The sequence below is a fragment of the Microcoleus sp. PH2017_24_DOB_U_A genome, assembly GCF_020738205.1.
Lineage (GTDB): Bacteria > Cyanobacteriota > Cyanobacteriia > Cyanobacteriales > Microcoleaceae > Microcoleus.
The window spans coordinates 1-24,828 of sequence record NZ_JAEQCT010000016.1 but is presented as its reverse complement, the minus strand read 5'-3'; the positions used below and the strand labels follow the sequence as shown (position 1 = coordinate 24,828).

The 24,828-nt window shown below is 46.4% G+C and carries 14 protein-coding genes and 2 pseudogenes; 9 read left to right on the top strand and 7 right to left on the bottom strand.

From position 1 onward, the window contains the following. The first annotated feature begins 145 nt into the window (after positions 1 to 145). Positions 146 to 1,531: an argininosuccinate lyase gene (argH, locus tag JGK07_RS00850; RefSeq protein WP_293241250.1), complete on the top strand. Its 1,386-nt coding sequence runs from the start codon at positions 146 to 148 to the stop codon at positions 1,529 to 1,531. Positions 1,532 to 1,635: 104 nt separating this feature from the next. Here argH and JGK07_RS00845 read toward each other — a convergent pair whose 3' ends face one another. Then, positions 1,636 to 1,827, bottom strand: coding sequence for a hypothetical protein (locus tag JGK07_RS00845; RefSeq protein WP_194066729.1), 192 nt, complete (start codon positions 1,825 to 1,827; stop codon positions 1,636 to 1,638). An 885-nt stretch (positions 1,828 to 2,712) separates the two neighbouring features. Here JGK07_RS00845 and JGK07_RS00840 point away from each other — a divergent pair. From JGK07_RS00840 to JGK07_RS00820, 5 genes and pseudogenes are all read left to right on the top strand, one after another. Beyond that, positions 2,713 to 2,874 (top strand): annotated as a pseudogene (locus tag JGK07_RS00840) (redoxin domain-containing protein); the annotation flags it as partial. Positions 2,875 to 3,113: 239 nt separating this feature from the next. Then, on the top strand, positions 3,114 to 4,412 hold the full coding sequence (iscB, locus tag JGK07_RS00835; RefSeq protein ID WP_293225139.1) for an RNA-guided endonuclease IscB: 1,299 nt from the start codon (positions 3,114 to 3,116) through the stop codon (positions 4,410 to 4,412). A gap of 63 nt (positions 4,413 to 4,475) precedes the next feature. After that, positions 4,476 to 4,775 (top strand): annotated as a pseudogene (locus JGK07_RS00830) (peroxiredoxin); the annotation flags it as partial. A 69-nt stretch (positions 4,776 to 4,844) separates the two neighbouring features. Further along, complete coding sequence (locus tag JGK07_RS00825; protein WP_293185753.1) at positions 4,845 to 5,300, top strand: NUDIX hydrolase; 456 nt, start codon at positions 4,845 to 4,847, stop codon at positions 5,298 to 5,300. A 158-nt stretch (positions 5,301 to 5,458) separates the two neighbouring features. Beyond that, a complete protein-coding gene (locus tag JGK07_RS00820) occupies positions 5,459 to 6,265 on the top strand; it encodes an alpha/beta hydrolase (protein WP_293185754.1) in 807 nt (268 codons plus the stop codon). A 433-nt stretch (positions 6,266 to 6,698) separates the two neighbouring features. On the opposite strand, the gene JGK07_RS00815 is transcribed toward JGK07_RS00820, so the two are convergent. Further along, positions 6,699 to 7,598: a pantothenate kinase gene (locus JGK07_RS00815; RefSeq protein ID WP_293290661.1), complete on the bottom strand. Its 900-nt coding sequence runs from the start codon at positions 7,596 to 7,598 to the stop codon at positions 6,699 to 6,701. Positions 7,599 to 7,916: 318 nt separating this feature from the next. Here JGK07_RS00815 and JGK07_RS00810 point away from each other — a divergent pair, with 318 nt between their 5' ends. From JGK07_RS00810 to JGK07_RS00800, 3 genes are all read left to right on the top strand, one after another. Continuing rightward, on the top strand, positions 7,917 to 10,016 hold the full coding sequence (locus JGK07_RS00810) for a GAF domain-containing protein (RefSeq protein WP_293191461.1): 2,100 nt from the start codon (positions 7,917 to 7,919) through the stop codon (positions 10,014 to 10,016). A 414-nt stretch (positions 10,017 to 10,430) separates the two neighbouring features. Further along, positions 10,431 to 12,158, top strand: coding sequence for a diflavin flavoprotein (locus JGK07_RS00805; RefSeq protein WP_293185758.1), 1,728 nt, complete (start codon positions 10,431 to 10,433; stop codon positions 12,156 to 12,158). Positions 12,159 to 12,506: 348 nt separating this feature from the next. Continuing rightward, entirely contained in the window at positions 12,507 to 14,252 is a 1,746-nt protein-coding gene (locus JGK07_RS00800; protein ID WP_293185760.1) for a diflavin flavoprotein, read from the top strand. Positions 14,253 to 14,410: 158 nt separating this feature from the next. On the opposite strand, the gene JGK07_RS00795 is transcribed toward JGK07_RS00800, so the two are convergent. From JGK07_RS00795 to JGK07_RS00775, 5 genes are all read right to left on the bottom strand, one after another. Next, entirely contained in the window at positions 14,411 to 15,862 is a 1,452-nt protein-coding gene (locus JGK07_RS00795; RefSeq protein WP_293185761.1) for a methyl-accepting chemotaxis protein, read from the bottom strand. Positions 15,863 to 16,497: 635 nt separating this feature from the next. Then, the gene (gene pgsA / locus JGK07_RS00790) at positions 16,498 to 17,016 is read right to left on the bottom strand and encodes a CDP-diacylglycerol--glycerol-3-phosphate 3-phosphatidyltransferase (RefSeq protein ID WP_293185762.1); all 519 of its coding nucleotides are present in this window, start codon (positions 17,014 to 17,016) and stop codon (positions 16,498 to 16,500) included. Between the two features lie 620 nt (positions 17,017 to 17,636). Then, a complete protein-coding gene (locus tag JGK07_RS00785) occupies positions 17,637 to 18,347 on the bottom strand; it encodes a sugar transferase (protein WP_293191465.1) in 711 nt (236 codons plus the stop codon). A 394-nt stretch (positions 18,348 to 18,741) separates the two neighbouring features. Next, on the bottom strand, positions 18,742 to 23,082 hold the full coding sequence (locus JGK07_RS00780) for a hypothetical protein (protein ID WP_293199157.1): 4,341 nt from the start codon (positions 23,080 to 23,082) through the stop codon (positions 18,742 to 18,744). A gap of 222 nt (positions 23,083 to 23,304) precedes the next feature. Further along, a complete protein-coding gene (locus JGK07_RS00775; protein WP_293191469.1) occupies positions 23,305 to 24,477 on the bottom strand; it encodes an RNA-guided endonuclease TnpB family protein in 1,173 nt (390 codons plus the stop codon). Positions 24,478 to 24,828: the final 351 nt, after the last annotated feature.

Sequence of the window (24,828 nt, the reverse complement as noted above, 5' to 3'; positions counted from 1 at the left end):
CGAATTTGGGACGAAGGACTTGCCTTATTTACTGCGAACCGGAGGACTCAAATCCTGAGTGCGAACCGAAGGACTAAAGTCCTTACTACGAAACAGTTTTTAGAGAGTTCTGCAAGAGAGATATAATTTAGTTTTACATTCAGCAATGACCACACAACCGAAAACTTGGAGTCAAAGATTTGAGTCGGCGCTGCACCCAGCGATCGCCCGATTCAATGCTAGTATTGGCTTCGATATAGAACTGATTGAGTATGACTTGACCGGTTCTATCGCTCATGCTAAGATGCTCGCCAAAACTGGGATTATTTCCGCATCAGAAGGCGAACAGCTAGTCAATGGTTTGGAACAAATCCGCCGCGAATACCGCCAAGGTCTTTTTGTGCCGGGAGTTGATGCAGAAGACGTTCACTTTGCTGTAGAAAATCGCCTGACGGATATCGTCGGGGATGCGGGCAAAAAGCTGCACACGGCCCGATCGCGCAATGACCAAGCCGGCACCGATACTCGTTTGTATTTGCGCGATCGCATCGCAGAAATTCGCGAGCAATTGCGGGAATTTCAAGGGGTTTTGCTCGAAATTGCAGAACTCAACGTCGAAACTTTAATCCCCGGTTACACGCACTTACAGCGCGCTCAGCCAATCAGTTTGGCTCATTACTTGTTAGCTTATTTTGAAATGTCCGATCGCGATTGGGAACGCCTTGGCGATGTCTTGAAGCGGGTGAATATTTCGCCTTTGGGTTGCGGCGCGCTGGCGGGGACGACTTTCCCGATCGACCGACACTATAGCGCAGAACTCTTGGAGTTTGACCAGGTTTATGCTAATAGTTTAGATGGAGTGAGCGATCGAGATTTTGCGATCGAATTTCTCGCAGCCGCCAGCTTAATTATGGTACACCTGAGCCGCTTGTCAGAAGAAATGATTTTGTGGTCTTCTCACGAATTTGGATTTATTACGCTCAAAGATAGCTGCGCTACGGGCTCTAGCATCATGCCCCAGAAAAAAAATCCCGACGTGCCGGAGTTGGTGCGGGGCAAGGCGGGGCGGGTTTTCGGTCATTTGCAAGCCTTGCTTGTAGTAGTGAAGGGATTGCCTTTGGCCTACAACAAAGATTTGCAAGAAGATAAAGAAGCTTTGTTTGATACCGTCAAAACTGTACAAGGTTGCTTGGAAGCAATGACGATTTTGCTGCGGGAAGGAATCGCGTTTAACACCAATCGCCTTGCCAGTGCCGTTACAGAAGACTTTTCTAACGCTACAGACGTAGCAGATTATTTGGCTGCTAAGGGCGTTCCCTTCCGGGAATCTTACAACCTTGTGGGCAAAGTTGTGAAAACTTGTCTGTCGGGGGGCAAACTCCTCAAAGATTTGACACTTGAGGAGTGGAAAGACTTGCACCCAGCTTTTGATACAGACATTTATAGCGCGATCGCACCGACTCAAGTGGTCGCTGCTCGCAATAGTTACGGTGGCACCGGATTTGAACAAGTGAGAAAATCACTGATTGCTGCGCGCGATCGGATCGCCTAAACTATCCTCGTTGAATTCTTAGGCAAATTCAGAATGGCTATCTCTCCTTAGAACGATCGTGTTTTGCACTCTCGGTTCTAAGTTGGGCAGATAGCCTGACTATATTACTCTTCAGCAGCAGCCATATCTTTGTCCCGTCCGCCGCCGCTCATGGCGCCCATCCCGCCGCCGTTGCCGCCGTCAAATCGCCTTCTCTTGTTGGAGAACATATCTTGATTTCTCCGCTTGCGAAACTTGCGAGCGTATGCTTGATTTCGTTGTGCCTTCTCTTTCTTGAGATTGCGGCGCTTAGCCATTCTGACCTCACTAATAAACATTGACATTCCCCAAGCTTTCGGCGAGGGGATTCTTCAGGTTAAAACTCTCAGCACTTGCTTGTGACTGAGATTCTGGCTTGGGTGAAGTCACTTGTTTCCGACAGGATTGCTCCAGCGGCTTTAGAGGTGTCTTCTCCCCAAGCGTGAATTCCGGTATACCCTACCGTACTCGATCGATTCTCTTTAATGTAGTTAGGTTTTGTTCAAATTTAGCTTTCCTAAACCGCAACACCGATCGGTGTGACTGCGAACTCAACTAATTGAGTGCGAGTTTTTACGTTGTCTAGTTATACTCAATTTTAGACCGATGACGATTATATCACACCCGGCACTATTACCGATCGACAAGAACAGTCCCTCGACTGAGAGTCTCTTGAGTCGCTCTTCATCAGCGCGCGATCGGGACGCAACATTTTTTACTTGCGAAAATATTCTAAAAACTCTTGACCGAGAAGCGGGGCCGGGGCCCCTAGCTTCAGATATGGGGCCCCGGCCTGTAGCGGCGACCGCCGCCTAGAAACGAGTGCGCGGCCCCGGCCACCGTGATAAAATAGTAGAAGCGATTAAGAATCACCATCTACACGTTGAATCAATCTAGTACGGAGAAATCCCGGCAACCGAGATATCTGGCGCGAGATCCAGAATACTTAAAGGGCAAATAAAGGCAGATTGAGGAGTGTACCTAACTGGCAAAAGTGATGGACTCAAGCAAGCAAAACATACTAAAAGTAAGCCCAATCGCAACATCTTCGGATAGTTGATCTTGAGGGTCTAGAGGGACACTTGAATGTCCCGCTGTCGCCTTTTCTAGGTGGGCAGGAATCCCCGTTGCTTCAGCGCTGGGGAGGTTCAAAAATACCACAAATGACACTAAATCCTGGTGATGTAGCCCCTGTTTTCAGCCTGCCCGACGCTGCCGGCCAACTTGTGGGCCTCGCAGATTTTCGAGGCCGACGAGTTGTACTTTATTTTTATCCTCGGGATAACACCCCCGGCTGTACCAAAGAAGCTTCTGCCTTTCGCGAGTAGCAAAGAAATGGAGTAAATCGGAGTTTCCAGTTTACCCCAGGGATAAAAACCCTGCTACACCAGAATAAGATCCTTGAGATCTACGCTACCTGAGGTCAAAACCCCAATAGAATTCGCTAGTTCTAAGCGGTTTGGCAAATAGAACATTGCCTAGTTTTTGAAGGTGAAACACTATTGCCAGTGACAAGTCTCAGGAGCATTTTCAAAGCAAACATCACCCGAAAGGCGAAGCAGAAATGCAACCAACCAAACAACAGAACTGGGTATTTCAAATCAACGGAGATAAGCAACCGTTAGATATGATTAACCCCGGCAGGTGCCGAGAATTACAAAATCGTGGGAAGCTTGCCAGTTTTCGCAGATTCCCTTATGTCGTAATCCAGCAACAAACTATCGAAAATCCCCAAACAAAGGAATACATCCTCAAGATTGACCCAGGTAGTCAGTGGACAGGGTTTGCCATTCAATGTGGTAATGATATCTTGTTTCGAGCAGAACTAAATCACCGAGGAGAAGCAATCAAATTCGATTTAGTTAAACGGGCATGGTTTAGACGTGGAAGACGTTCGCGCAATTTACGCTATCGCAAGAAACGATTGAATCGTGCCAAGCCAGAGGGTTGGTTAGCTCCATCAATTCGACACAGAGTGCTAACAGTTGAAACTTGGATTAAACGCTTTATGCGGTATTGTCCAATTGCCTGGATCGAAATTGAACAAATTCGGTTTGATACCCAAAAGTTAGCTAATCCAGAAATAGATGGAGTTGAATACCAACAAGGTGAATTACAAGGATACGAAGTGCGTGAATACTTGTTGCAAAAGTGGGGTAGAAAATGCGCTTACTGTGGCACAGAAAACGTACCGCTAGAAGTTGAGCATATTCAATCTAAGTCGAAAGGGGGGAGTAGCCGCATTGGAAATCTAACTCTAGCTTGTCATGTCTGTAATGTCAAAAAAGGTAACTTGGACGTTCGCGATTTCTTGGCAAAATCACCTGACATTTTGAATCAAGTTTTAGAGAATTCCACAAAACCGTTAAAAGATGCGGCTGCGGTCAATTCAACCAGATACGCAATAGTGAAAATGGCTAAATCTATTTGCGAGAACGTGAAATGCTCCTCAGGTGCAAGAACGAAAATGAACCGAGTGCGTCAAGGTCTTGAAAAAACTCACAGCCTTGATGCTGCTTGTGTTGGCGAGTCTGGGGCAAGCATTCGAGTTCTCACCGATCGACCTCTATTGATTACCTGTAAAGGTCATGGCAGCCGCCAATCCATTCGAGTTAATGCTTCTGGATTTCCGGCAGTGAAAAACGCTAAAACTGTTTTTACTCACATTGCAGCAGGTGATGTAGTCAGGTTTACTATCGGCAAAGACCGGAAAAAAGCTCAAGCTGGAACTTATACGGCAAGAGTTAAAACACCTACTCCAAAAGGGTTTGAGGTTTTGATCGATGGCGCAAGAATAAGTCTCTCAACCATGAGCAATGTAGTTTTCGTACATAGGAGTGACGGCTATGGCTATGAGCTTTAATTTGCTCCCGTTGACTCGGAATTACTCCAATAAAACGATTTCTAGCGATCGGACTACGAGTCGCGAAATATTGCAGTGATCGGTGTCAGTACAGACGGGGCAAAATCTCACACCAAGTTTGCAGCTAAATATCAACTGCCTTTTCCCTTGCTGTGCGACTCAAACGCCGAAGTGGCAACCGCCTACGGTTGTTACGGACTCAAAAAATTTATGGGCAAAGAATTTATGGGCATTACTCGATCGACCTTCGCGATCGACCCTAATGGTAGGATTGAAAATGTTTGGCGCAAAGTCAAACCAGAATCTCACGCAGCGGAGATTTTAGGACAGTTGCCGGACATTTTGCCTGAAAGAAGAATATAATAATTCTGACCCCAAATCTGCGAGATAGCAGGTCTAAAATTACTTTCCCCTAAACAAGCTTTTGAGTGTATGCGTAGATTGTGGCAATTTGTACAGACTGTGCTGGGTCTGATTTTTCGACATCCCGTCACTGGTACCGCCGTGATTCCTGTGTTACCTGACGGGCGAATAGTGTTAATTCGACGCCGCGACAACGGTCGCTGGGCACTTCCGGGAGGTATGGTGGATTGGGGAGAGGATATTCCGACAACAGTGCGCCGAGAATTGGCGGAGGAAACAGGACTCGATTTAGTCAAAATTCGTCGCTTGGTGGGCGTTTATTCGGCTGCCGATCGAGATCCTCGCTTGCACTCGATTTGTATCGTGGTGGAAGCAGAGGTGCAGGGCAAGATGCAAGTTCAGGATTCGCTTGAAATCAGCGAGGTGGAGGCTTTTTTGCCGACTGCGCTGCCGGAAGACCAGCTTAGCCATGATAATGGCGAACACTTGCAGAACTATTTTCAAGGCCTGACAACTTTAGCGTAAATTCTCAGGGCATCTACATTTGAGCAACGTTGGGAATTACCTCACCTTAACAAGCTACCTTTTATTAGTAGGGAATTAATTTTTAATGTTTCCATGCTTTAATTTATGATATCTGAACATTAATTTAATAATCTTTTTATTGCTGAATATTAAACCGGATGTACTCACCGTTACGCAATTCTCGGGTCAAACTCTCTTTAGGACACATTTTCTGGCGCGAAGTCGGCAGAGGCCCAAATTTAGTATTTTTGCATGGTTCTTGGGGCGACGGCAGTCAGTGGCTGCGGACGATCGAGCTTTTGAGCCCGGACTTCCAATGCTTCGCACCAGATTTGCTGGGCTTTGGCGACTCGGAACACCCAAATGTTAATTATTCGATCGATCTGGAAGTAGAATGTCTCGCCCAATACCTCGATGCTTTGAACCTGCAAGAGGTTTATTTAATTGGTGACTCTTTGGGCGGCTGGGTGGCTGCTAGCTACGCCATCAAATATCCCGATCGAGTTCAGGGTTTAGTGTTGTTAGCCCCAGAAGGCGTCAAGGCTGGCAACCAGGGGGGGCGGTGGCAGACGGCTAGCTGGCTGATAGCTCAACCTCCGTTGGCATACTGGTTGTTGCGATCGATCTATCCAATTGCTAAGTTGCTGGGGGGTCAAAAGCAGATTGACAGACTGCTAAACTTGAGACAGCAGTTGATGCAGTCCCCAGTTGCCGTGCAGTTGCTGTTCGGGCGGCGGCGGTCTGAAATTATAGCAGAGTTAGTTGATGAGAATTTGGCCTTGCTGAAAGCGCCTGTTTTGGTTTTGCAAGGTTCTGAAGATACCCCCGCAGCTTTGTCTCTGTGTCAATCCTATGCCGCTCTGGCTCCTAATGCCGAACTGGAATCTGTCAGTCCGGGAGACATCAATTTGCCGCAGGAAGTCCCGGATATTGTTGCTCGCTATATTCGCCAGTTTGCCAAATGAATTGGTCATTGGTACACCTTTTAAAAAGGTATGTTGTTGCGCTTGAGCGCTCTTTATATGCAAGAGCGCTTAAGCGCAACAACGTGCCTAATATGCAAGAGCGCTTAAGCGCAACAACGTGCCTAATATGCAAGAGCGCTTAAGCGCAACAACGTGCCTAATAAACATTAACCTGCATAATAGAGCCAGTTGCTGCGTTTAACACTGTGTTGATTGAGGCAGATTTTTTCTGTTCTTATTATTCCCATTCCGATTGATTGCAAAGAATTGGTCGCCGTCAACATTTAACAAACTAATATGAATTAAAAAAAATACAACTGTATGCCCCTGTTCCCAACCTGTACGGAATCAATCATTACCAATTCTTCAACATCAAATCTCAATCAATTGGTCAATCCCCCAATCCCTCAATCTAAAATCTAAAATCTAAAATCTAAAATCCCACGGTTCCCCAAAAAATAGCCTCTGGTGCGTCAATTACCGAGGAAGCCGTATCGGGAAATAGTGCGGTCAGGTATTTCAATAACAAAATGCGATCGCCCCCCGTGACTGCAATTTTGCTATTCGGAAACAACCTCCGCCAATCTTCAATAAAATCCCTAACTCCTGCCACCGCCGCATATACAACCCCGCTTTGAATTGCCCCAGCAGTATCTGTAGCCCAGCGACGCGGCAGATTTTCTGGTAAGCCTACTGAGGGCAATGCAGCGGTTTTTTTCCCTAACGAGGACAACTGCAAACCCAAACCCGGTAAGATGGCACCCCCGACTAAATACCTATTGACATTAGCCCCAGTAAATGTTAGAGCTGTACCAGCATCTATCAGTAAAATTGGCCAACCCAATTGGTTGCCAGCACCCAATAAAGCTAAAGCTCTGTCAATCCCCAGGCTAGGATAGAGTCCCCCGATCGGTAACTGGTCTAAAGTAATAATTCGGACTTCAGGATAACTCTGCCAAATTGCTGTTTGCTGGGGAACTACTGAGGCCAAAACTAAAGGTGGCGGCACTACAGAAAGTGTGTGAGGACTAGACACAGCGGGAGTAGCAGGAAGACCAAGCAGATTTTGAGCTGATATTTGCTCGATCGACCTCATCACCGTTTCCACCAAATATTCCGCTTTTTCTGCCTCACAGAGCCGGGAAACAGCATCAGTTTTGAGATGCTCAGTATCCCATGTTCTCTCCAAAGTTCTGCCCTTAAATAATCCCCAGTGCAACCGCGAATTGCCGATCGCCAAAGCTATTTTAACCAGGCTTTTACCTGTCAATCCAGCGATCGGGTTGTCAGTGCCAGATCCCGGACAAAAATTGTCGGCAATTGAGTTTTTCATGTTCATCGATCGATCGCGCGCAAACATTATCACTAAAGATAGATTTTAGATTAATTTTATTCGCTTAGGGGGACGGTTAACTCTAATTGACATCTGACGAAAAAGATGGCGCGTGCCTCATTAGTATTGTCGGCTCCTTGACCATAATTATTATTTATAAATATTTGTAAAGCAAATAATTGCTATGCTCGGGATATATCATTTATAATGTTTTAATATCGTCCTAAATTCGTGGTAGCGACGATCTGCTGTTGGCGGGGTAAGCAAATGTGTAAACAACCAGAGTCTATCAAAATACTGTACAAGTGCTGAGTAAATATGTCTTTAAAAATACAACAACAAGAAACCCCCTGGCAGAGACTGACTGCGCGGTTGCCTGAATCAGGTAACTGGAATCAAGAAGAAGGTCTTTCGCTGCCGGAAGTAGACCAACAAAAAGCCATCATCGTGCAGATGCAGCAGCAAGTTCAGCTATCAAACTTGCTCAACGAAATTAATAACGAAATTCGCAGCACCCTTGATATAGAACAGATTTTAACATCGGCGTGCCGATTGCTGGGGCAAGCGCTACAGTGCAGCCGCGCGAGTATTTTAGTCAAAGAATCCAATACAGAAAAAACGTTAGTCACGCGGGGAGAGTACAACGCGGGAGACTATCCCATACAACTGGGGATGAAAGTACCGATTACTGACAACCCGCACTTGGCCGCAGTCGTGTCTGGACAAGAGTCGCTAGCATTGACGAAGTTTCTGGATTTTCCGGGGTTAAATGCACAAACCCGAAAAATTGCCGAGACTTTGGAAATTAAGTCAATGCTGGCAGTCGCTACTCGCTATCAAGGTGAAGTGAATGGCATAATTGGCTTGCATCAGTGCGATCGCGAACGGGAATGGACTGATTGGGAACGGCAACTGTTAGAAGGGGTAGCATCGCAATTGGCGATCGCGATCAATCAAGCCAAACTCTACAGCAAAACCCGCCGTCAAGCCGAACGAGAATCTCTGCTGCGACTGATTGGCAACCAAATTCGCAGTACCCTGGATCTGGGAACTATCCTGCAAACAGCGGTGAGAGAAGTCCGCCAATGGTTGCAGTGCGATCGGGTAATTATCTATCAGTTTCAAGATAACTGGCAAGGAACAGTTGTCGTTGAAGATATGACAGTTCCTTGGCCTTCCATTTTAGGAGATATGGGGGAAGATAAGTGTTTTAGGGGAAATTATGCCGATCTTTACCAGCAAGGGCGAGTCAAAGCAATTAATGATATTTTTCAGGCCGGTTTAGAGCCTTGTCACGTTGATTTTTTAGACAGCTTGCAGGTAAAAGCTAATCTGATCGTACCGATTGTTACATCCCAAAGCGCAGACAATTCACTTTCTACAGACATAAATTCTCCTGTAAAATTTCCCGGTAAACTGTGGGGTTTGCTGATTGCTCACGAGTGCGGCGATACGCGAAATTGGCAGCGCCAAGAAATGGAGTTGCTGTCGCAGCTAGCCGACCAAATGGCGATCGCGATTCAGCAAGCAGAACTTTACAGCCAAGTCCGAGAAGCGGCAGTCAAATCTCAAGCTCAAACCCAGCAATTGCAAGCAGCCCTCCAAGAATTGCGATCGGCGCAGCAGCAATTGATTCAAAGCGAAAAAATGTCTGGTTTGGGGCAAATGGTAGCGGGAATTGCTCACGAAATCAACAATGCCAACAATTTCATTCACGCTAACTTGTTTCACGCTCAAGAATATTTTAAAGTCTTAAACGAAGCTCTAGAATTGTGCGGGAATGCCTGCCCAGAAGCAGCGGAGGCAATTGTCAGAATCAATGAAGAACTAGAACTCGATTACGTTCGAGATGACTTTGGCAAACTGCTCAATTCGATGCGGGAAGGCAGCAGCAGGATTAGAGCGATCGTGATGACGCTGCGAAATTTTTCTCGCTTAGATCACGCAGAATTTAAAGCTGTGGATTTGCATGAAGGTTTGGAAAGCAGTTTATTGATGCTGCAAAATAAACTAAAATCAAATATAAAAATTGACAAGCAATACGGAAATCTGCCCCCAGTCAAATGTCATGCCGGTCAAATCAACCAAGTATTTTATAATTTGATTGACAATGCCTTAGATGCGATCGACTCAGCCGACAAACCCGGAGAATTAACAATCCGCAGTTGGCTAAGCGAGCCGGACTGGGTAACAATCTCTGTACGCGATACGGGAAGTGGCATTCCGGCGCAGATTCAAGACAAGATTTTCGATCCGTTTTTTACGACTAAACCTGTGGGGAAAGGTACTGGCTTAGGACTTTCGGTATGCTATCAGGTAATTGTACAAGCTCACGGCGGCCGGATTCGGTGCGTCAGTCAGGTTGGTGAAGGCACTGAGTTGATTGTGGAGTTACCACTTACTAATCAGAAGGGATAAGATTTGTCATATTATTTCCTCCGAGAACTCCCACAATAAAATTCGATCGTTGGCCCCAACGTAACAACACTTCGGAGAGTTTCAGGGCCGCCCTATGAGCGGCTAGAAACCCGGTTTCTACGAGTTTTTTGTTGGGAACGAGAAATATACGAAGAAACCGGGTTTCTGAGGTCGCGGGTGCGTGTATTTTTTTTTAGCTCGATCGGCAAAATCATAATTTTGTCAAGACCCGATCGGTAGATTTGTGCAAAAACTGGCGTGAAGCGAATCTATCGGGTAGGGAATCGCCCAACTCAAACATTAATAACTTTGAAGTTACTTAACAGCATCATAAGAAATTTTATGAAGATTTACAAAAGAAACGTGTCAGAATGGAAACAATAAGGTAATGGATAACAGACAAGGAGGCAGAGTATGGTAGCCCTGACTGAACGAGTCCAACGCAGATTGACGGTGGAAAAGGTCGAAATTGCCTCTGATACAACGGCAATTCGATGCCTGGACTGGGATAGAGACCGTTTTGACATCGAATTCGGGCTCAAAAACGGTACAACTTACAACTCTTTCATCATTCGCGGCGAAAAAACAGCCCTCGTAGATACCTCGCACGAGAAGTTTCGCCAGCAATATATGGACACTCTGAAGGGGGAAATTGACCCGAAAGAGATTGATTATCTAATTATCAGCCACACTGAACCAGACCACAGCGGTTTGGTGAAAGATGTGCTGGCTTTGGCACCCCAGGCGATTGTCGTGGGGGCGAAGGTAGCAATTCAATTTTTAGAAAACCTGATACACCAGCCATTTGAGCGACTTGTAGTCAAAAATGGGGACAAACTAGATTTAGGAAACGGCCACGTTATCGAATTTGTGTCGGCGCCGAATTTGCACTGGCCTGATACTATTTTCAGCTACGACAGCAAAACTCAGGTGATGTTCACCTGCGATGCTTTCGGGATGCACTACTGTTCTGACAGTACCTATGATGACGATTTAGCGGCGGTTGAGGAGGATTATCACTTTTATTATGAGTGTTTGATGGCTCCAAATGCTCGATCGGTACTGAGTGCAATGAAGCGGATGGCCGAGTTGGGAGAAATCGGTACGGTGGCAACCGGTCACGGGCCGCTGCTCAGGTACAATGTGGTGGAACTTACCGGACGTTACAAAAAGTGGAGCCAAGAACAAGCTAAGGCAGAAACCACTGTAGCGGTATTTTACACTTCTGATTACGGATTTAGCGATCGCCTCGCCCAAGCCATTGCCCACGGGATTACCAAAACCGGTGTCGCCGTAGAAATGATGGACTTGAAAACCGCCGAATTGCAGGAAGTGCGGGAACTTGTCGGTAGCGCTGCGGGGATTGTGATTTGTTCGCCACCGAGTAATGGCGCTGCTGCGGAGAATGCCGAAGCTGCTATTAACACAATTTTAGTTGCAGCTAACAACAAACAATCCTTCGGTTTGTGCGAATCCGGCGGTGGCGATGACGCATCGATTTATCCGCTGCGAAACAAGTTCAAAGAGTTGGGTTTGAAAGAAGCATTTCCCAACATTTTGATTAAAGAAGCGCCGACGGAAGCGATTTATCAAGTTTGCGACGAAGCCGGTACCGACTTGGGACAGTGGCTGTCGCGGGACAAGGCTGTCAAACAGATGAAATCCCTGGATAGCGATGTTGATAAAGCTTTGGGACGCATCAGCGGCGGATTGTACATTATTACTGCTCAAAAAGGCGAGGTTAGCAGTGCGATGTTGGCTTCTTGGGTGACGCAAGCCAGCTTTAAACCGCTGGGTTTAACTATAGCAGTTGCGAAGGATCGGGCGATCGAATCGATGATGCACGCGGGTGATAAGTTTGTACTCAACGTGCTGGAAGAAGGCAATTATCAAAGCTTGATGAAGCACTTTTTGAAGCGTTTTGCCCCAGGTGCCGATCGATTTGCCGGAGTTAAAACTCAACCTGCTACCAACGGTTCTCCGATTTTGACCGATGCTTTGGCCTACATGGAATGCGAAGTGGTCAGCAGGATGGAACTTTCGGATCATCATATCGTATATGCTACGGTCGATAGCGGCCGCGTCTCCAATCCCGAAGCACTGCCGGCAGTTCACCACCGCAAAGTCGGCAATCACTATTAGTCAGTTGACAGTTGACAGTTGACAGTTGACAGTTGACGGTTGTCAGTTGTCAGTTGACTGTTGAGTGTTGTCAAAAGCAAGAGAGAAATTAAACCCTCGAGTTTTTTGTCTTTCTTGTCTGAGTCAACACACTCCAAAGGTATTAGTAAGGTGCGTCAGCCGAAGTTTTATTCGAGTTAATCATCAACTATCTGCTGACGCACCCTACATTTAAACACAGGACGATGCTACTGTATTTCTTCCTTTCTCCCTCTGCGTCCTCTGCGTCCTCTGCGGTTAATAAAAAAAATCTCATTCACAAAATCAACAGTTTCCCCCTTGCAAACTTAATATAGATAGGTGCAATTAATGACTAATACTTTGACTCCTAGACTCGCATCTAATACCAAACCCCGCGACGTGCAGTTTGTCCCAATTGCCACAGATACCGCAGCAGTGCGATCGCGCACTTGGGACAGACTAAAATTTGAAGTAGAATATTCCCTGCAAAGGGGGACAACAGCCAACAGCTATCTCATTCAAGCTGACAAAACTGCTTTGTTCGACCCGCCGGGAGAATCTTTCACCCAAAATTATCTGGAATCTTTGCAGAAACGGGTGGACTTGAAAATGCTGGATTACATAATTTTGGGGCATTTCAATGCTAACAGATCCGTCACGATCAAAGCTTTGTTAGAATTGGCTCCACAAGTAGCTTTTGTTTGTACGAATCCGGCGGCTATTGGTTTGCGATCGGCTTTTCCCGAACAAGAGTTAAACATTATGATCGTTCGGGGTGAAGAAACTCTTGATTTAGGTAAAGGTCACAAATTAAAATTCCTGGCGACTCCGACTCCGCGCTGGCCTGATGAACTTTGCACCTACGATCCGCAAACTCGAATCGTGTTCACTGACAAATTTTTTGGTTCTCACGTTTGCGGCGATCAAGTATTTGATGAAGGCTGGAGCGTTTACAGCGAAGATCGGCGCTATTATTACGATTCCCTGCACGCATCTCAGGCGAAACAAGTGCTGACAGCAATGGATAAATTAGCTGATTTGCCAACAGCATTTTACGCTCCCGGTCACGGGCCGATCGTCCGTTACGGCCTCCACGAATTGAGCAATTTGTATCGGGAATGGAGCCAACAACAAAATTCAAAAGACTTGACAGTTGCTTTGATTTATGCTTCGGCTTACGGCAATACTGCTACTTTGGCGCAGGCGATCGCCAAAGGGATTACGAAGGCCGGTGTTGCTGTAGAAAGCATCAATTGCGAATTTGCCGAACCGGGAGAAATTCAAGAGGCGATCGAGAAATGTGCCGGATTTATCATCGGTACTCCGACGCTAGCCGGACACGCACCGACGCAAATTCAAACGGCTTTGGGAATTGTGTTGTCTACAGCAACTAAAAGCAAATTAGCGGGGGTTTTCGGTTCTTTTGGCTGGAGTGGCGAGGCGATCGACTTAGTGGAAGGAAAATTAAAAGATGCTGGCTATCGGATTGGATTTGAGCCGATTCGAGCCAAGTTTAAGCCGACGGCTGCGACGATTCACGAGTGCAAAGAAGCGGGAACGGATTTTGCTCAAGCCTTGATTAAGTCGCAAAAATTGCGGGCGCCGAAACCGCAGTTGACTGGTGGGAGCGATCGCACGGAACAAGCTGTAGGAAGATTGGTAGGTTCCCTGTGTGTACTGTCGGCGCGGCGCGGGGATGTCACGAGTGCGATGTTGGCTTCGTGGGTGTCGCAAGCCACGTTTAGCCCTCCGGGTTTGACGATTGCGGTGGCTAAAGATCGATCGATCGAAGCTTTGATGTACGCCGGAGATAAATTTGTGCTCAACATCTTAGCAGAAGGGCGACAGTTGCGGAAGTATTTCATGAAAAACTTTGCTCCGGGAGAAGACAGATTTGCCGGAGTTGAAACAACAGAAGCTAGCAACGGCTGTCCAGTTTTGACTGATGCTTTAGCTTATCTCGAATGCGAAGTGATCGGTCGGATGGAATGCGGGGATCACTGGGTGGTTTATGCGGCGGTTGAAAGCGGTCATTTGTTGAAAAATGACGGGGTGACAGCCGTGCACTACCGGAAATCGGGGAGTCATTATTAAGCTGCATAGGTACGTTGTTGCGCTTCAGCGCGCTCTTTCCTAAGATCCGGAAAGAGCGCTGAAGCGCAACAACATACCTTAGCCAGCCTTTTGGTAGTTTTATATATGCTATCCTGACAATTAAACCGCACCTTACAGCTTTTTACTTCTTCCTTCTACTAAGCCATTTTATTTAGTTCTGCTGCGGTTTGGTTGAGCAGTTCCGTACAAACTTTAACTTGAGCAATGCTAGTAGCAGTTTCTGTTGCTCCTAAATTAACATGGTTCATTGCTGCGAGCACTTGTTCAATTGCGATCGCCTGTTGGTTAGCATTTAGAGCAATTTGTTGATTGTTCAAAAATACCTTGTCTATCGCCTCTGCTACACCAGCAAAAATTTCTGTTGTCCCCCTAGCTTGTGTAATTCCTTGTGCTGCGGTTTTTGAACCTTCATCCGTTACCATCACCGTGTAGCCGATCGCAACTTGAATTTCTTTAGCTAGAACATTAATTTTATCGGCTGATTGTTTACTTTCATCAGCTAGTCGCCGAATTTCTGTCGCGACAACAGCAAAACCCTTGCCGTTTTCCCCAGCACGGACTGCTTCCACAGCAGCATTAAGAGCTAACATATTTGTTTGGTTAGCGAGATCGGCTACCAGGTCAGAAATCCCACTAATTTTAACAGTATTTTCGTTCAAGTATGTAATCTGTTTGGCGATCGCGTCTACTTTTTCTTGCAGAGTTACTATTCCCTTCATCGTCTTTTCTACAGATTGATTTCCAGACTCAGCTAGGGTTAGTGCTTGATGCGACGAGACTGCCGATGCTTCTGCTTGCTTGGCCGACAAAGACGATGCAACACTTAACTCGTTCATCGTCGCAGTAGTTTGATTCACAGCATTAGCTTGCTGAGATATCGTGTATTCTTGTCGCTCGACTGCGGCAGTAATTTCCATGGAAGAAGAAGCAATCTTCTTGACAGATTGCACTATGGGGTTAACAATATCGCGGCTGACGATCGCAGTCAAGATTACTGCGGACAACAAAGCAAAACTCAGAGTACAGACTAGCAAAACTGTCAAACCCTGAATATTGGCTTCAATTTCCTGATGTTTTGTTTCGCCAACTTTTCGCTGGAGTTGGATTAGTTCTGAAAAAGCCTCAACTGTTTCGGCACCAAAAGGAGTTGTCGTAGCTGCGCGATACTCTGCTGCTTCCTTAAGTTTACCTGCTTGCTGCAACTCAAACCACTTAGGTCTGGCCGCAATATACCTGTGATAAGCATCTTGCAGCTTATGGAAAGCAACTTGCTCTTCTGCGGTGAGTTCGCCTTTGGCATATTCTCGCAGGTTATCGTCAATTATTTTGTATAATTGTGGCTCTTCGGTCAAAATGTCCGATCGCTTGGATGGTAAAACTAGAAACTGTGGGAAGCCGTAACGCAGCTTCCACAAAGCTGACTCTGAGTTGGCTAGAGCCACCGTCCCCTTAACTTGATATGCGTACATTTTCTCCGCATCTTGTGCTAATTCAACAGTATTCCGCCAACCCACAAATCCGACTACTGCGAGTAAAGCCGTCAAAGCTCCAAAGCTAGCCAACAATTTAGCCCGAATTCCTAAGTTCATTATTTTTGCTAATTTGCAATAGAGTATTTCCTAGCAGCGCTATTAATAGCAGTTATGGACGCACCAACATTCAATAGACTTGCATGGCATTCATTAGCTCGCTTTTCTTTGAACGATCTGCGTTCATCTGCGTCGATCTGCCTTACATCTGCGGTTGACTGATATGTTAACCGCAGATACAATTCCAGTCTAGTCAACTACTGTTTCAATTGTGGCGATCGCAATCCAGGATATTTTTGGGTCAATTATGGACGCAAGAACGCCACAGATTGGCTCTTCCCACATTGGGCGCCCTCGGTTTTTACTTGTTTTTATAGAGCTATTAAGCTATAAATTATACTTTTATACCGCGTGTTAAGTAATGAAAAACTTTTTTAAAGGCATAATTTATTACTGTAAGGATGGATTATTCTCAGTAATTATACTGTGTGAGCCTATTCCTAAGCGGGTGCGGAATGTGCGATCTCAAGCATGGCAATTTGCCATACCACAAAGTGCTTGTATAGCAGATTAGTGCATCCAGAATTCTTCGTCAAAAACGTTTTTGTGTACATTCCAGCAAAGTTCGATCGCCCGTTGCGACCTTAGCTAGCTAGAATATCCAATTTGTATTCAAACCAATAACTTGCTCATCCTTACTTTTCCTCAGCAGTCTTGGACGGCCAGAGATAGATAGCGCCAGAAATTAAAGTTAAACCCACAGAAACCCAAAACGCAATTAATGCCGGAACGTTCCAGTCTTCGGAGAGGGGAGCGATTAAAAGTGCGATCGCCACAATCTGACTCACCGTCTTCAACTTGCCCCAAATATTAGCTCCCGAAATCGTAGTTTTATTAACACGCCACCCCGCAATTGTCAACTCCCGCCCCAAAATTAAAAACACTGCCCAAGCCGGGACTTTACCCAACTCAATCAATACTAAAAGCGGTGCGAGTACCAACAATTTATCCACCAAAGGGTCGAGAAACTTACCCAAATCGGTAATTTGGTTCAGCTTTCTAGCCAAATACCCGTCCAGCCAATCAGTAGCCGCCGCTACCACAAAAATCGCGGTACAAATCCAACGGCTTTGCGCGCTTGGGTCGTACAAACCGTAGAGCAGAAACGGCACTCCCAATAAGCGAGAAAAAGTAATCAAATTAGGCAAATTCATAAGACAGTTAATAGTTGACAGTTGACAGTTGACAGTTGACAGTTGACAGTTGACAGTTGACAGTTGACAGTTGTAGGGGCAGTGCCCCCGTGCCTGCCCTCTTAGTTGATAGTTGACAGTTGATATCAAATCCGATTGCATTGTCATATATTTATCTCTATCTTTTCTCTCTGCGCCCTCTGCGCTCTCTGTGGTTAAATCATTCCGACCGATACAACCGGAAACGATATGACAGTGGATCTGGGAGAGTTGTAGGGGCAGTGCCCCCGTGCCTGCCCTCTTATGACAGTTGACAGTTGATATATAGCAATCCTCGCATCATTTGCATAATTTTTGTAGGTTCTTGAATAACCCGGTTGCCTCCATAGATAAGGGGTAGGCACGGGGGCGCTACCCCTACAACTCTTCATGAATCGTTTAGGATTGCTATAGTTGACAGTTGACCGAAATAAGAAAGATAAAGGAATAGAAAAAAATTAAGGGCAAGCTTGTAAAAAGCTTGCCCTTAATTTAGCATTTTTTGGTAGCTGTTTAACTTTGAGCAAAACAGCTTTTAACTTAATATTCATCTAATCGAAGCTCACAAAAAACAACCCAAAACAACCGATCGACTAAATCAATTAACACGCACCGTGTTTATTCAATACAACCCAAATAGTTTTGCAAATCAGGCTGATGTCGTAGACAACAGACCACTTGCGCTGATAGTCTAGATCCATGTGCACAATATCGTCAAAGTCTTTAACTCCAGAGCGTCCGTTGACTTGCCACTCCCCAGTCAGACCGGGTTTGACATTTAAACGCTGCCAGTGAAAGTCCTCGTAGCCTGCGACCTCATCGGGAGTTGGCGGTCGAGTTCCCACCAAACTCATGTCCCCGACTAGCACGTTCCAGAATTGAGGCAACTCGTCCAAGCTCGTGCACCGCAAAAAGCGACCGATGGGGGTAATTCGCGGGTCATTATCATTCTTGAAAATGTGACCCTTGGCTTGGTTGGTAACTAGGTGTTTGAGATTTTCTGCACCTACAACCATCGATCGAAATTTCCAGATTCTGAAATGCCGTCCTTTGAAGCCACAGCGAACCTGACTGTACAGCAGCGGGCCCCGACTGTCCAAAAGCATCACTAGCGCTACCGGCACGGCTAACGCCACAGCAATTGCCAGTCCTAACAACGAGCCCAAAATATCGATCGACCGCTTGACCTTACTTGTTACGGATCGGTGAAGTGGCTGTTTTGATACACAAACTCTGTAAGTAGGTTTCGGAATAAATAACGAAAGCATTTCTGATAACACTGATAATTTAGAAGCACCCATCACAAATTTCATCTGATTAGTCTCAAGATTTAACAAGATGATCTCACGTCTATCTTATGAGACTCTCCCGATCGCGAGAAGAGGAACTCCAGGGCTTTGCACAATCTTTAAAAAGCTGCTACTCTTTTATAAAGTTTGTGTGTATTTATTTTAAAAATGTATAAATTTTAGGTAAAATTAACTAGATTCAACAAAAAAAGTGAGTTTTTGAGCGCCACAAACCCGGTTTTTATAAGCAATATTCGGGAAGAAAGGGATAATTCGCCTCAGAAAACCGGTTTTTTGCAGTTTACCAGAAAGAATCGGTTGAAAGCCCGCCCGCCTTCGAGAGAGAAATTAAAATCAGACTATTCATTACTCCAATCCTCGGACTTAAGGGTAGAGTTCGCTCTCCTTCGGTCAACTGTCAACTGTCAACTGTTGAACGATCGATATCCGTGGGAATATCCCAAGCAATTGTTAGTGGCTCCAACAATTTTTGCTGGCTGCTAGAGGCAAGTTTGCCTAAATATTCGCGAACAACAGAGGCGTGTTCCACATTCAAACGATAACCCCGCGAAACATCTTCAAAGAAAAGCGGCTCCGCCAAAATTGCTTGCCAATCCGGATTTTGCCTCGACTCCTCGGCTAGCAGCATGAAATCTTCCTCCTCTGGCAAAAGCCCCGCCGGCAATCTTCCTTCCAAAATCCCCAGAATTCGGGGCTCGCAGGTGCGGGTGTTCACGCCCTGGCGTTCGAGCAACTGCAAAATTTCCTCAAAGCTCAGAGTTTTCTTACCCAAAACCTGCATTAATTCCCACAGCAGAAAAAAGTCGCTGTACTGTTGCTGTCGCACATCCAAAATTTGAGGATAGAGAGCTAAACTTGCCAACCCGCAGGCAACTTGACCGCTTTTTTTTGAAGAGTTTGTGCTTTGAAATACGGAATTTGAGGCGAAATTGTAAATTTCCGAAATATCTCGATCGCTCTCCAATTCGCGATCTTGAACCACGATCGCATTCGGCAGCTTTTGCCGCAACCAGCGGGCGATCGCAGGCCAACCACCCATGCCCCCAGTACAAATCGCCTGATTGATTCGGGCAGGCGACATTCCCGCACGGCTGAGCAAAGCATTCAATTCACGATTCAACTGCTGTACAAAAGGCACTAAAACTAAACTTTCCAAATCTCGACGCTTCACATCCCAATGCTGCTGGTCAATATCAAAAACACAACTTTCTTGATGTTGCAAAATAACTTTCAAATGCCTTGCAGCCTCTAACAATTGCAGACCAAAATCTGAACCTTGCAACCGCTGCTGCAATTGATAGCGACTCGGCAAATCTGGATGCCCTGGACGCGGCAAATCGATCGACATTCCCCAAGTTTCATTCTTAGCCAACAACTGACAAATAATATCTTGATCGAAAGCATTGCCAGCCGCATCAAAACTTTGGCAAGTAAAATCAGCACGAGTTAAATTTTGAAGATTTTCCTGCAACTCAACTACAGCTAATTCCACCGTGGCAGCCCCCGCATTCACAATCAAAGTTCCCCCGCTAAAAGAGGAAGCATTGACAGTTAGCGGTGCAGCTTCTGCAAGGGAGCTTTCAATAGTATCCATTGCCGCAGATTGCACTCCTGTGGCATTTTTTATAGGAGTTACAGCAGCAACCAAAGTGGCGATCGCATCGGGAACCACAAAAATTTGCGCGCCCGAAGCCACCAGATCCGCGCCCAAAACAGCCTCCCGCAGGTTAAACCCATAGGCCTGAGACCAGCTTGCTGGAGTCCCCAAAATCACGCCCTGCAAGTCTTGCAGCGCCGCATCCAGAATTTCTGGCGTCAGTCCCGAAGCTTTACAGATTAAATGGGAAATTGGCAATAGAGCAGAATTCGCCTCCGGGCTGGCAGAATCCAAAACTTCCGGCGATGTGCGAAATTTTTTCCCCTGGTGCTTTCGATTCAAAGTAGCCAGCAGCGCCCGCACAGCGTGCAGCGGTAGGGCGATCGACACAGCCAGATCGGATGACCACTGCAACAGCGGTTCGTACATCCCACCAGTTGCCCGCTGATAAGGAATGCCCACCTTTAAAGGCAATTTAAAATTTTGCAATAAAAATTCTCCCGCACGCAAATCCAACTGCGGGGATCCCACTGACTTGACTGTCACCTGCGGGCCGCTGGTGGCGGTTGGGGCTGTTTCCTCGATCGCCGCGACTGAGGGAATCCGAAAGCTCGCGCTGGCTGCGGAAACCTCAGCCTGGGCTGTTTCCCAGTAAATTGGGTGCAACTGGCCGCTGGCGCGATCGAGCAAAGCCGCCGACAGCCCGCTGGAACCAAAATCAAGGCCCAAATACCAGAGAGAATTCGGGCGTTTTTGGGATTGAGAGGATGAAGGGGCGATCGCACCTGGAACAGAATGTAGCGCTGACTCTTGCTGCTGCCCAACAGCAAACTCTCTAGATTCGGTTATCTCCTCAACAACCCCGGCTTTACTCTGTCTGGAAATTAGGTTTTTTTTTTGACTTTTTGGAGGATTTGACGGCAGTTCCTCGGTTTCCGGAGTTTGGGCCACTTCTGGATCGGTATCCTTCAAACTCGCCAAAATCTCGTCTAGCGTCAAATTCGATTCATCTTCACCAGCAAACAAATCATCCTCAAGTTCATCCTCCAAAACAAAGGGTTCATCTTCAGATGAAAGTTCCAACTCATCGGAGAACAAATCCTCCAGCGATCCGAGTTCTTCCTCCGCCGCTTCCGCAAAGGGATTGTCTGCACCGTCGTCAGGGGAACTCCCCAATAAATCCAAGTTGTTAGAAGCACTTGAAGTCGATCGCCTTGGAGCATTATTATCCGAACCCTCGAGATTGTAGAGGTCTGCCTCCAACAGTTCCATCGTACTCACATCCAACTTGAGAGCTCGATCCAGGTCATCTTCTAATGCCTCAACCGGCAGCAAATCCTCCTCCGGCGAAGCTTGGATGTAAACATCGTTGAGCCCTTGGGACGAGCTTCCAAAATCTCCAGTTTGAACATCACGGGCACTGGGTACACGGGTGTTCCTGGGTTGGTTCGAGCTAATTCGATCGCCCGCGCTCGCAGTCGGGGGCCCCTGCTCAGGACGCGGCCCCGGCACAGCAGCAGTGTCGAAATGCTCGCCTAGGTTTTGAGCCATTTCTAGATTTTCTCGATCGTCCAACTCAAGTTGAGGCTCGATCGAACTTAAGGCTGACGGTGCTGAAACTTCAGCTACTGTTGTAACTTGCGGTTCAAATAAATCTTCAGTATCTAAAGTTAGAGCCTCTACAGAATTACCGATTGCAAATTCTGAATCTTCATCTGCTAGAACATCTTCCAGCGATTCGCCTTCATCCAGTAGATTTGCAAACAAATCTTCCGCAGAATTTAGGGGTTCTGTAGTTTCACGCTCTGCCACTGATGGAGATAGTACCGCTTCTGTCGCGGCAGCACTTTCCGTATTTTCGATCGTGAAATCTTCCAGTTCTAATTCTAGTTCTGCGACTGTTTCTCCCGCGAACAAACTAGCGTACAAATCCTCAACATTTTCGTCATTTTCTGCTAAGAAATTTTCCGAATCAGCACCCGAAAAGCGAGTTGGCTGTGGAGGGATTTCCGGTGAAGAACCGAACAAATTATCTTCCAAATCCGGGAGCGAGAGAGGAGTTTCAATGCGATCGCGATCGCGCCTCAACTTTCCGAATTGCGAAGAAATTTCTGTCCCGGCGTAGGGCAATCTGTCTTGTTCTGGGAGTTCGCCACTGCGCTCTTCACTTTCGGCATCGGCTGATGAGTGGATCTTGGTATTTGAGAAGCCGCCAGTAGCAACAGAGCGATCGGATGCGGTTGGGGAACCTGTTTGGACATTTGCCAGGGCGATCGGCTGCTGCACGTAGGAAGAGGCTTCTCGTCCCAACTGTGCGACCAAGTGATTAACAAAAGTCGCGAACATTGCCTCGCTCTGCTGGCTCAAACCATGCATATTTTCAAGTCCTTGGGACAAGGAAGCTTGATAGCTTTGCAGATTTGCTTCCAAAGCCTCGAACACGATACCCATCGTAGAATCGAGCCTCATCAGCAGACTGTCAGCACTAGCTTGGAACCGTTGCATTTGCTCCAATCTCTGAGCCGGTGTTAGCAGCGGGAGTTCTTCTGAGGTTTGTGCGCTGAAAGCCGATTGCTGCGATTGTGCAGCAGTGCTTGGTAATAATTGATTTTCTAGGCTACCAAAAATTTGGGATAAATCGCGATCCAAGGTTTCTTCCAAGCGCCCCGTCAGTACCTGCAAGAATTCAGAAATGATTTGCTGTTGGTTTGCTTGTTGCTGAGCTAGGGATTGTTGTTGCTGCCGTTTTGCTTCTAGCTGTTTGATTTCTTGAATGAGGGCTTGTTGCTCTTGTCGCAGAGCTACTATTTCTTCTTGGAGCGGCCCCGTCAAACCCGATCGCAGGTTGGTGATTTCCTCAGTGACGGCAAGCATAATTTGCTCTGTTGCTGAGGGGCGATCGACCCTCGGGGGCATTTTGGGTACTGGAACTGGTTCCGGGCGGACAGTTGGGCTGGCGGGCCCCTTGCGGGCAGCTACCTTTGACTCTGAGGAAACCAGATAAGTGCGAACTCGCTCTAAAAGTTGGCGCTGGTGGACAGTATCGATCGAACCCGTCCAAGGCAAGCGGGGTGCGGGCTTGCTGAGTACCTCATCAATCTCAGCAATCAGTGCTTGAATTTTATACTTCTGAGAATTCAAGGGCGGAACCTCTGGGAATGCGGCTAGAGAGAAATTTTAATTGAAAAAAGATTGAAATCAGGCGGCAGCTATGCCAATAGATAGAATCATCTGAATGCGAGTCGGTCAATAATTGACTAATATTTGCTGACAACTTTGAATTAACCTTTTGCTTTTGCCTGCTGTTGACTTCTATTGCCTTGACATCCACCCACTTTTTTGATGAGCGGGGATTCCCAATCGTCACCGATCGGGTTTCTGCTTCATAGCACCCGCCCTAACAGACTTGCTCTGTTCGGGTCTTACGGTCGCTCCACAGACTGCAACGGCTAGCCCAGCCGCCAAAATATTTTTTGCAGCGTTAATATCGCGATCGTGGTTTATCCCACACTTAGGACATTCCCATTCTCGAACATTCAACGGCAATTTTTCAACAATGTGACCGCAGTTTCCACAGCGTTTAGAACTAGGAAACCAGCGGTCTATTTTTACAAACTCTCGCCCATACCACTCGCACTTGTAACTTAGTTGGCGAATCAACTCACCCCAACTAGCGTCACTAATAGCAAGAGCTAATTTATGGTTTTTCACCATATTCTTGATAGCTAAATCCTCAACTACAATCGTTTGGTTTTCACGAATAATTTGAGTTGTCAGCTTGTGCAAGAAGTCTTTGCGAATATCGACTATTTGTGAGTGGACTCTAGCCACTTCCAACTGTGCCTTGTATCGATTGTTACTTCCTTTTTGCTTTTTGGCTAGGGCTTTTTGCTTTCTTTTTAATTTTTTGCGAAGTTTTTTGAATTGTTTGGGATTAGCTATCTTGTCGCCATTACTGGTGGTAATCAGGCTAGCGATCCCTACATCCAATCCGATAGTTTTATCGGTTTTAGGAAGCGGTTTAATCGTATAGTCATTTACGAGTATGGAGACATACCAACGTCCAGCGGGTGTTAGTTTTACGGTAACAGTAGACGGGATGCACCCTTCGGGAATTTGCTGGCTCCAGCGAATAGGTAACGGATCGTTACACTTTGCGAGAAACAGTTGGCCATTTTTCCAACGGAAAGCTGATCTAGTAAATTCAGCGCTACCGCCGCTGTGCTTTTTCTTGAAATTAGGATATTTAGCTCGTCCTCCAAAGAAGTTGGTAAAAGCTGTTTGAAGGTGTCTAAGTCCTTGTTGAAGGGGTACACAACTAACTTCGTTCAGGAAATCAAGCTCTTCTTCTTGTTTCCAATTTGTTAGCATTGAGGAGGTTTCTTTGTATCCAACCCTCTCTTGACGCTCATACCAGGCTTCCGTGCGAGCGGCTAAAGCCTTGTTGTACACTAACCGAGTGCAACCCATTGTCCGTCGCAAGATATTTTCTTGCTCGGTGGTTGGGTAGAATCGGTAGCGGTAGGCTTTTTCCATCTTCACATAGTATCAGGTCTTTTGTAAGGCAATCGATTTGTTTTGTATATTTTTGTAAATCCGTTTTATAAGGACGGGGTTTCTACCCATTTTTCTGATGATAGGTTAGGCGGTACTTCCGCATCAAATGCCCGCTTCTGTTGACTGCAAGCGCTCTCCAATTCTGCGGCTGCTTTCCTTGTTTCCGGACACAGACAGGCGATACCCGAAGACGGATAGCAGCGATCGCCCGAACTGCCACTGCCTCACCCATAACCGCTCGTAAAAACATGGACAAAGCTACCCAAAAGTAGTCAATGTTAGACATCTACGTTAGTAATTTTAGTCCACAGTCCTAAAACTACAGGAATA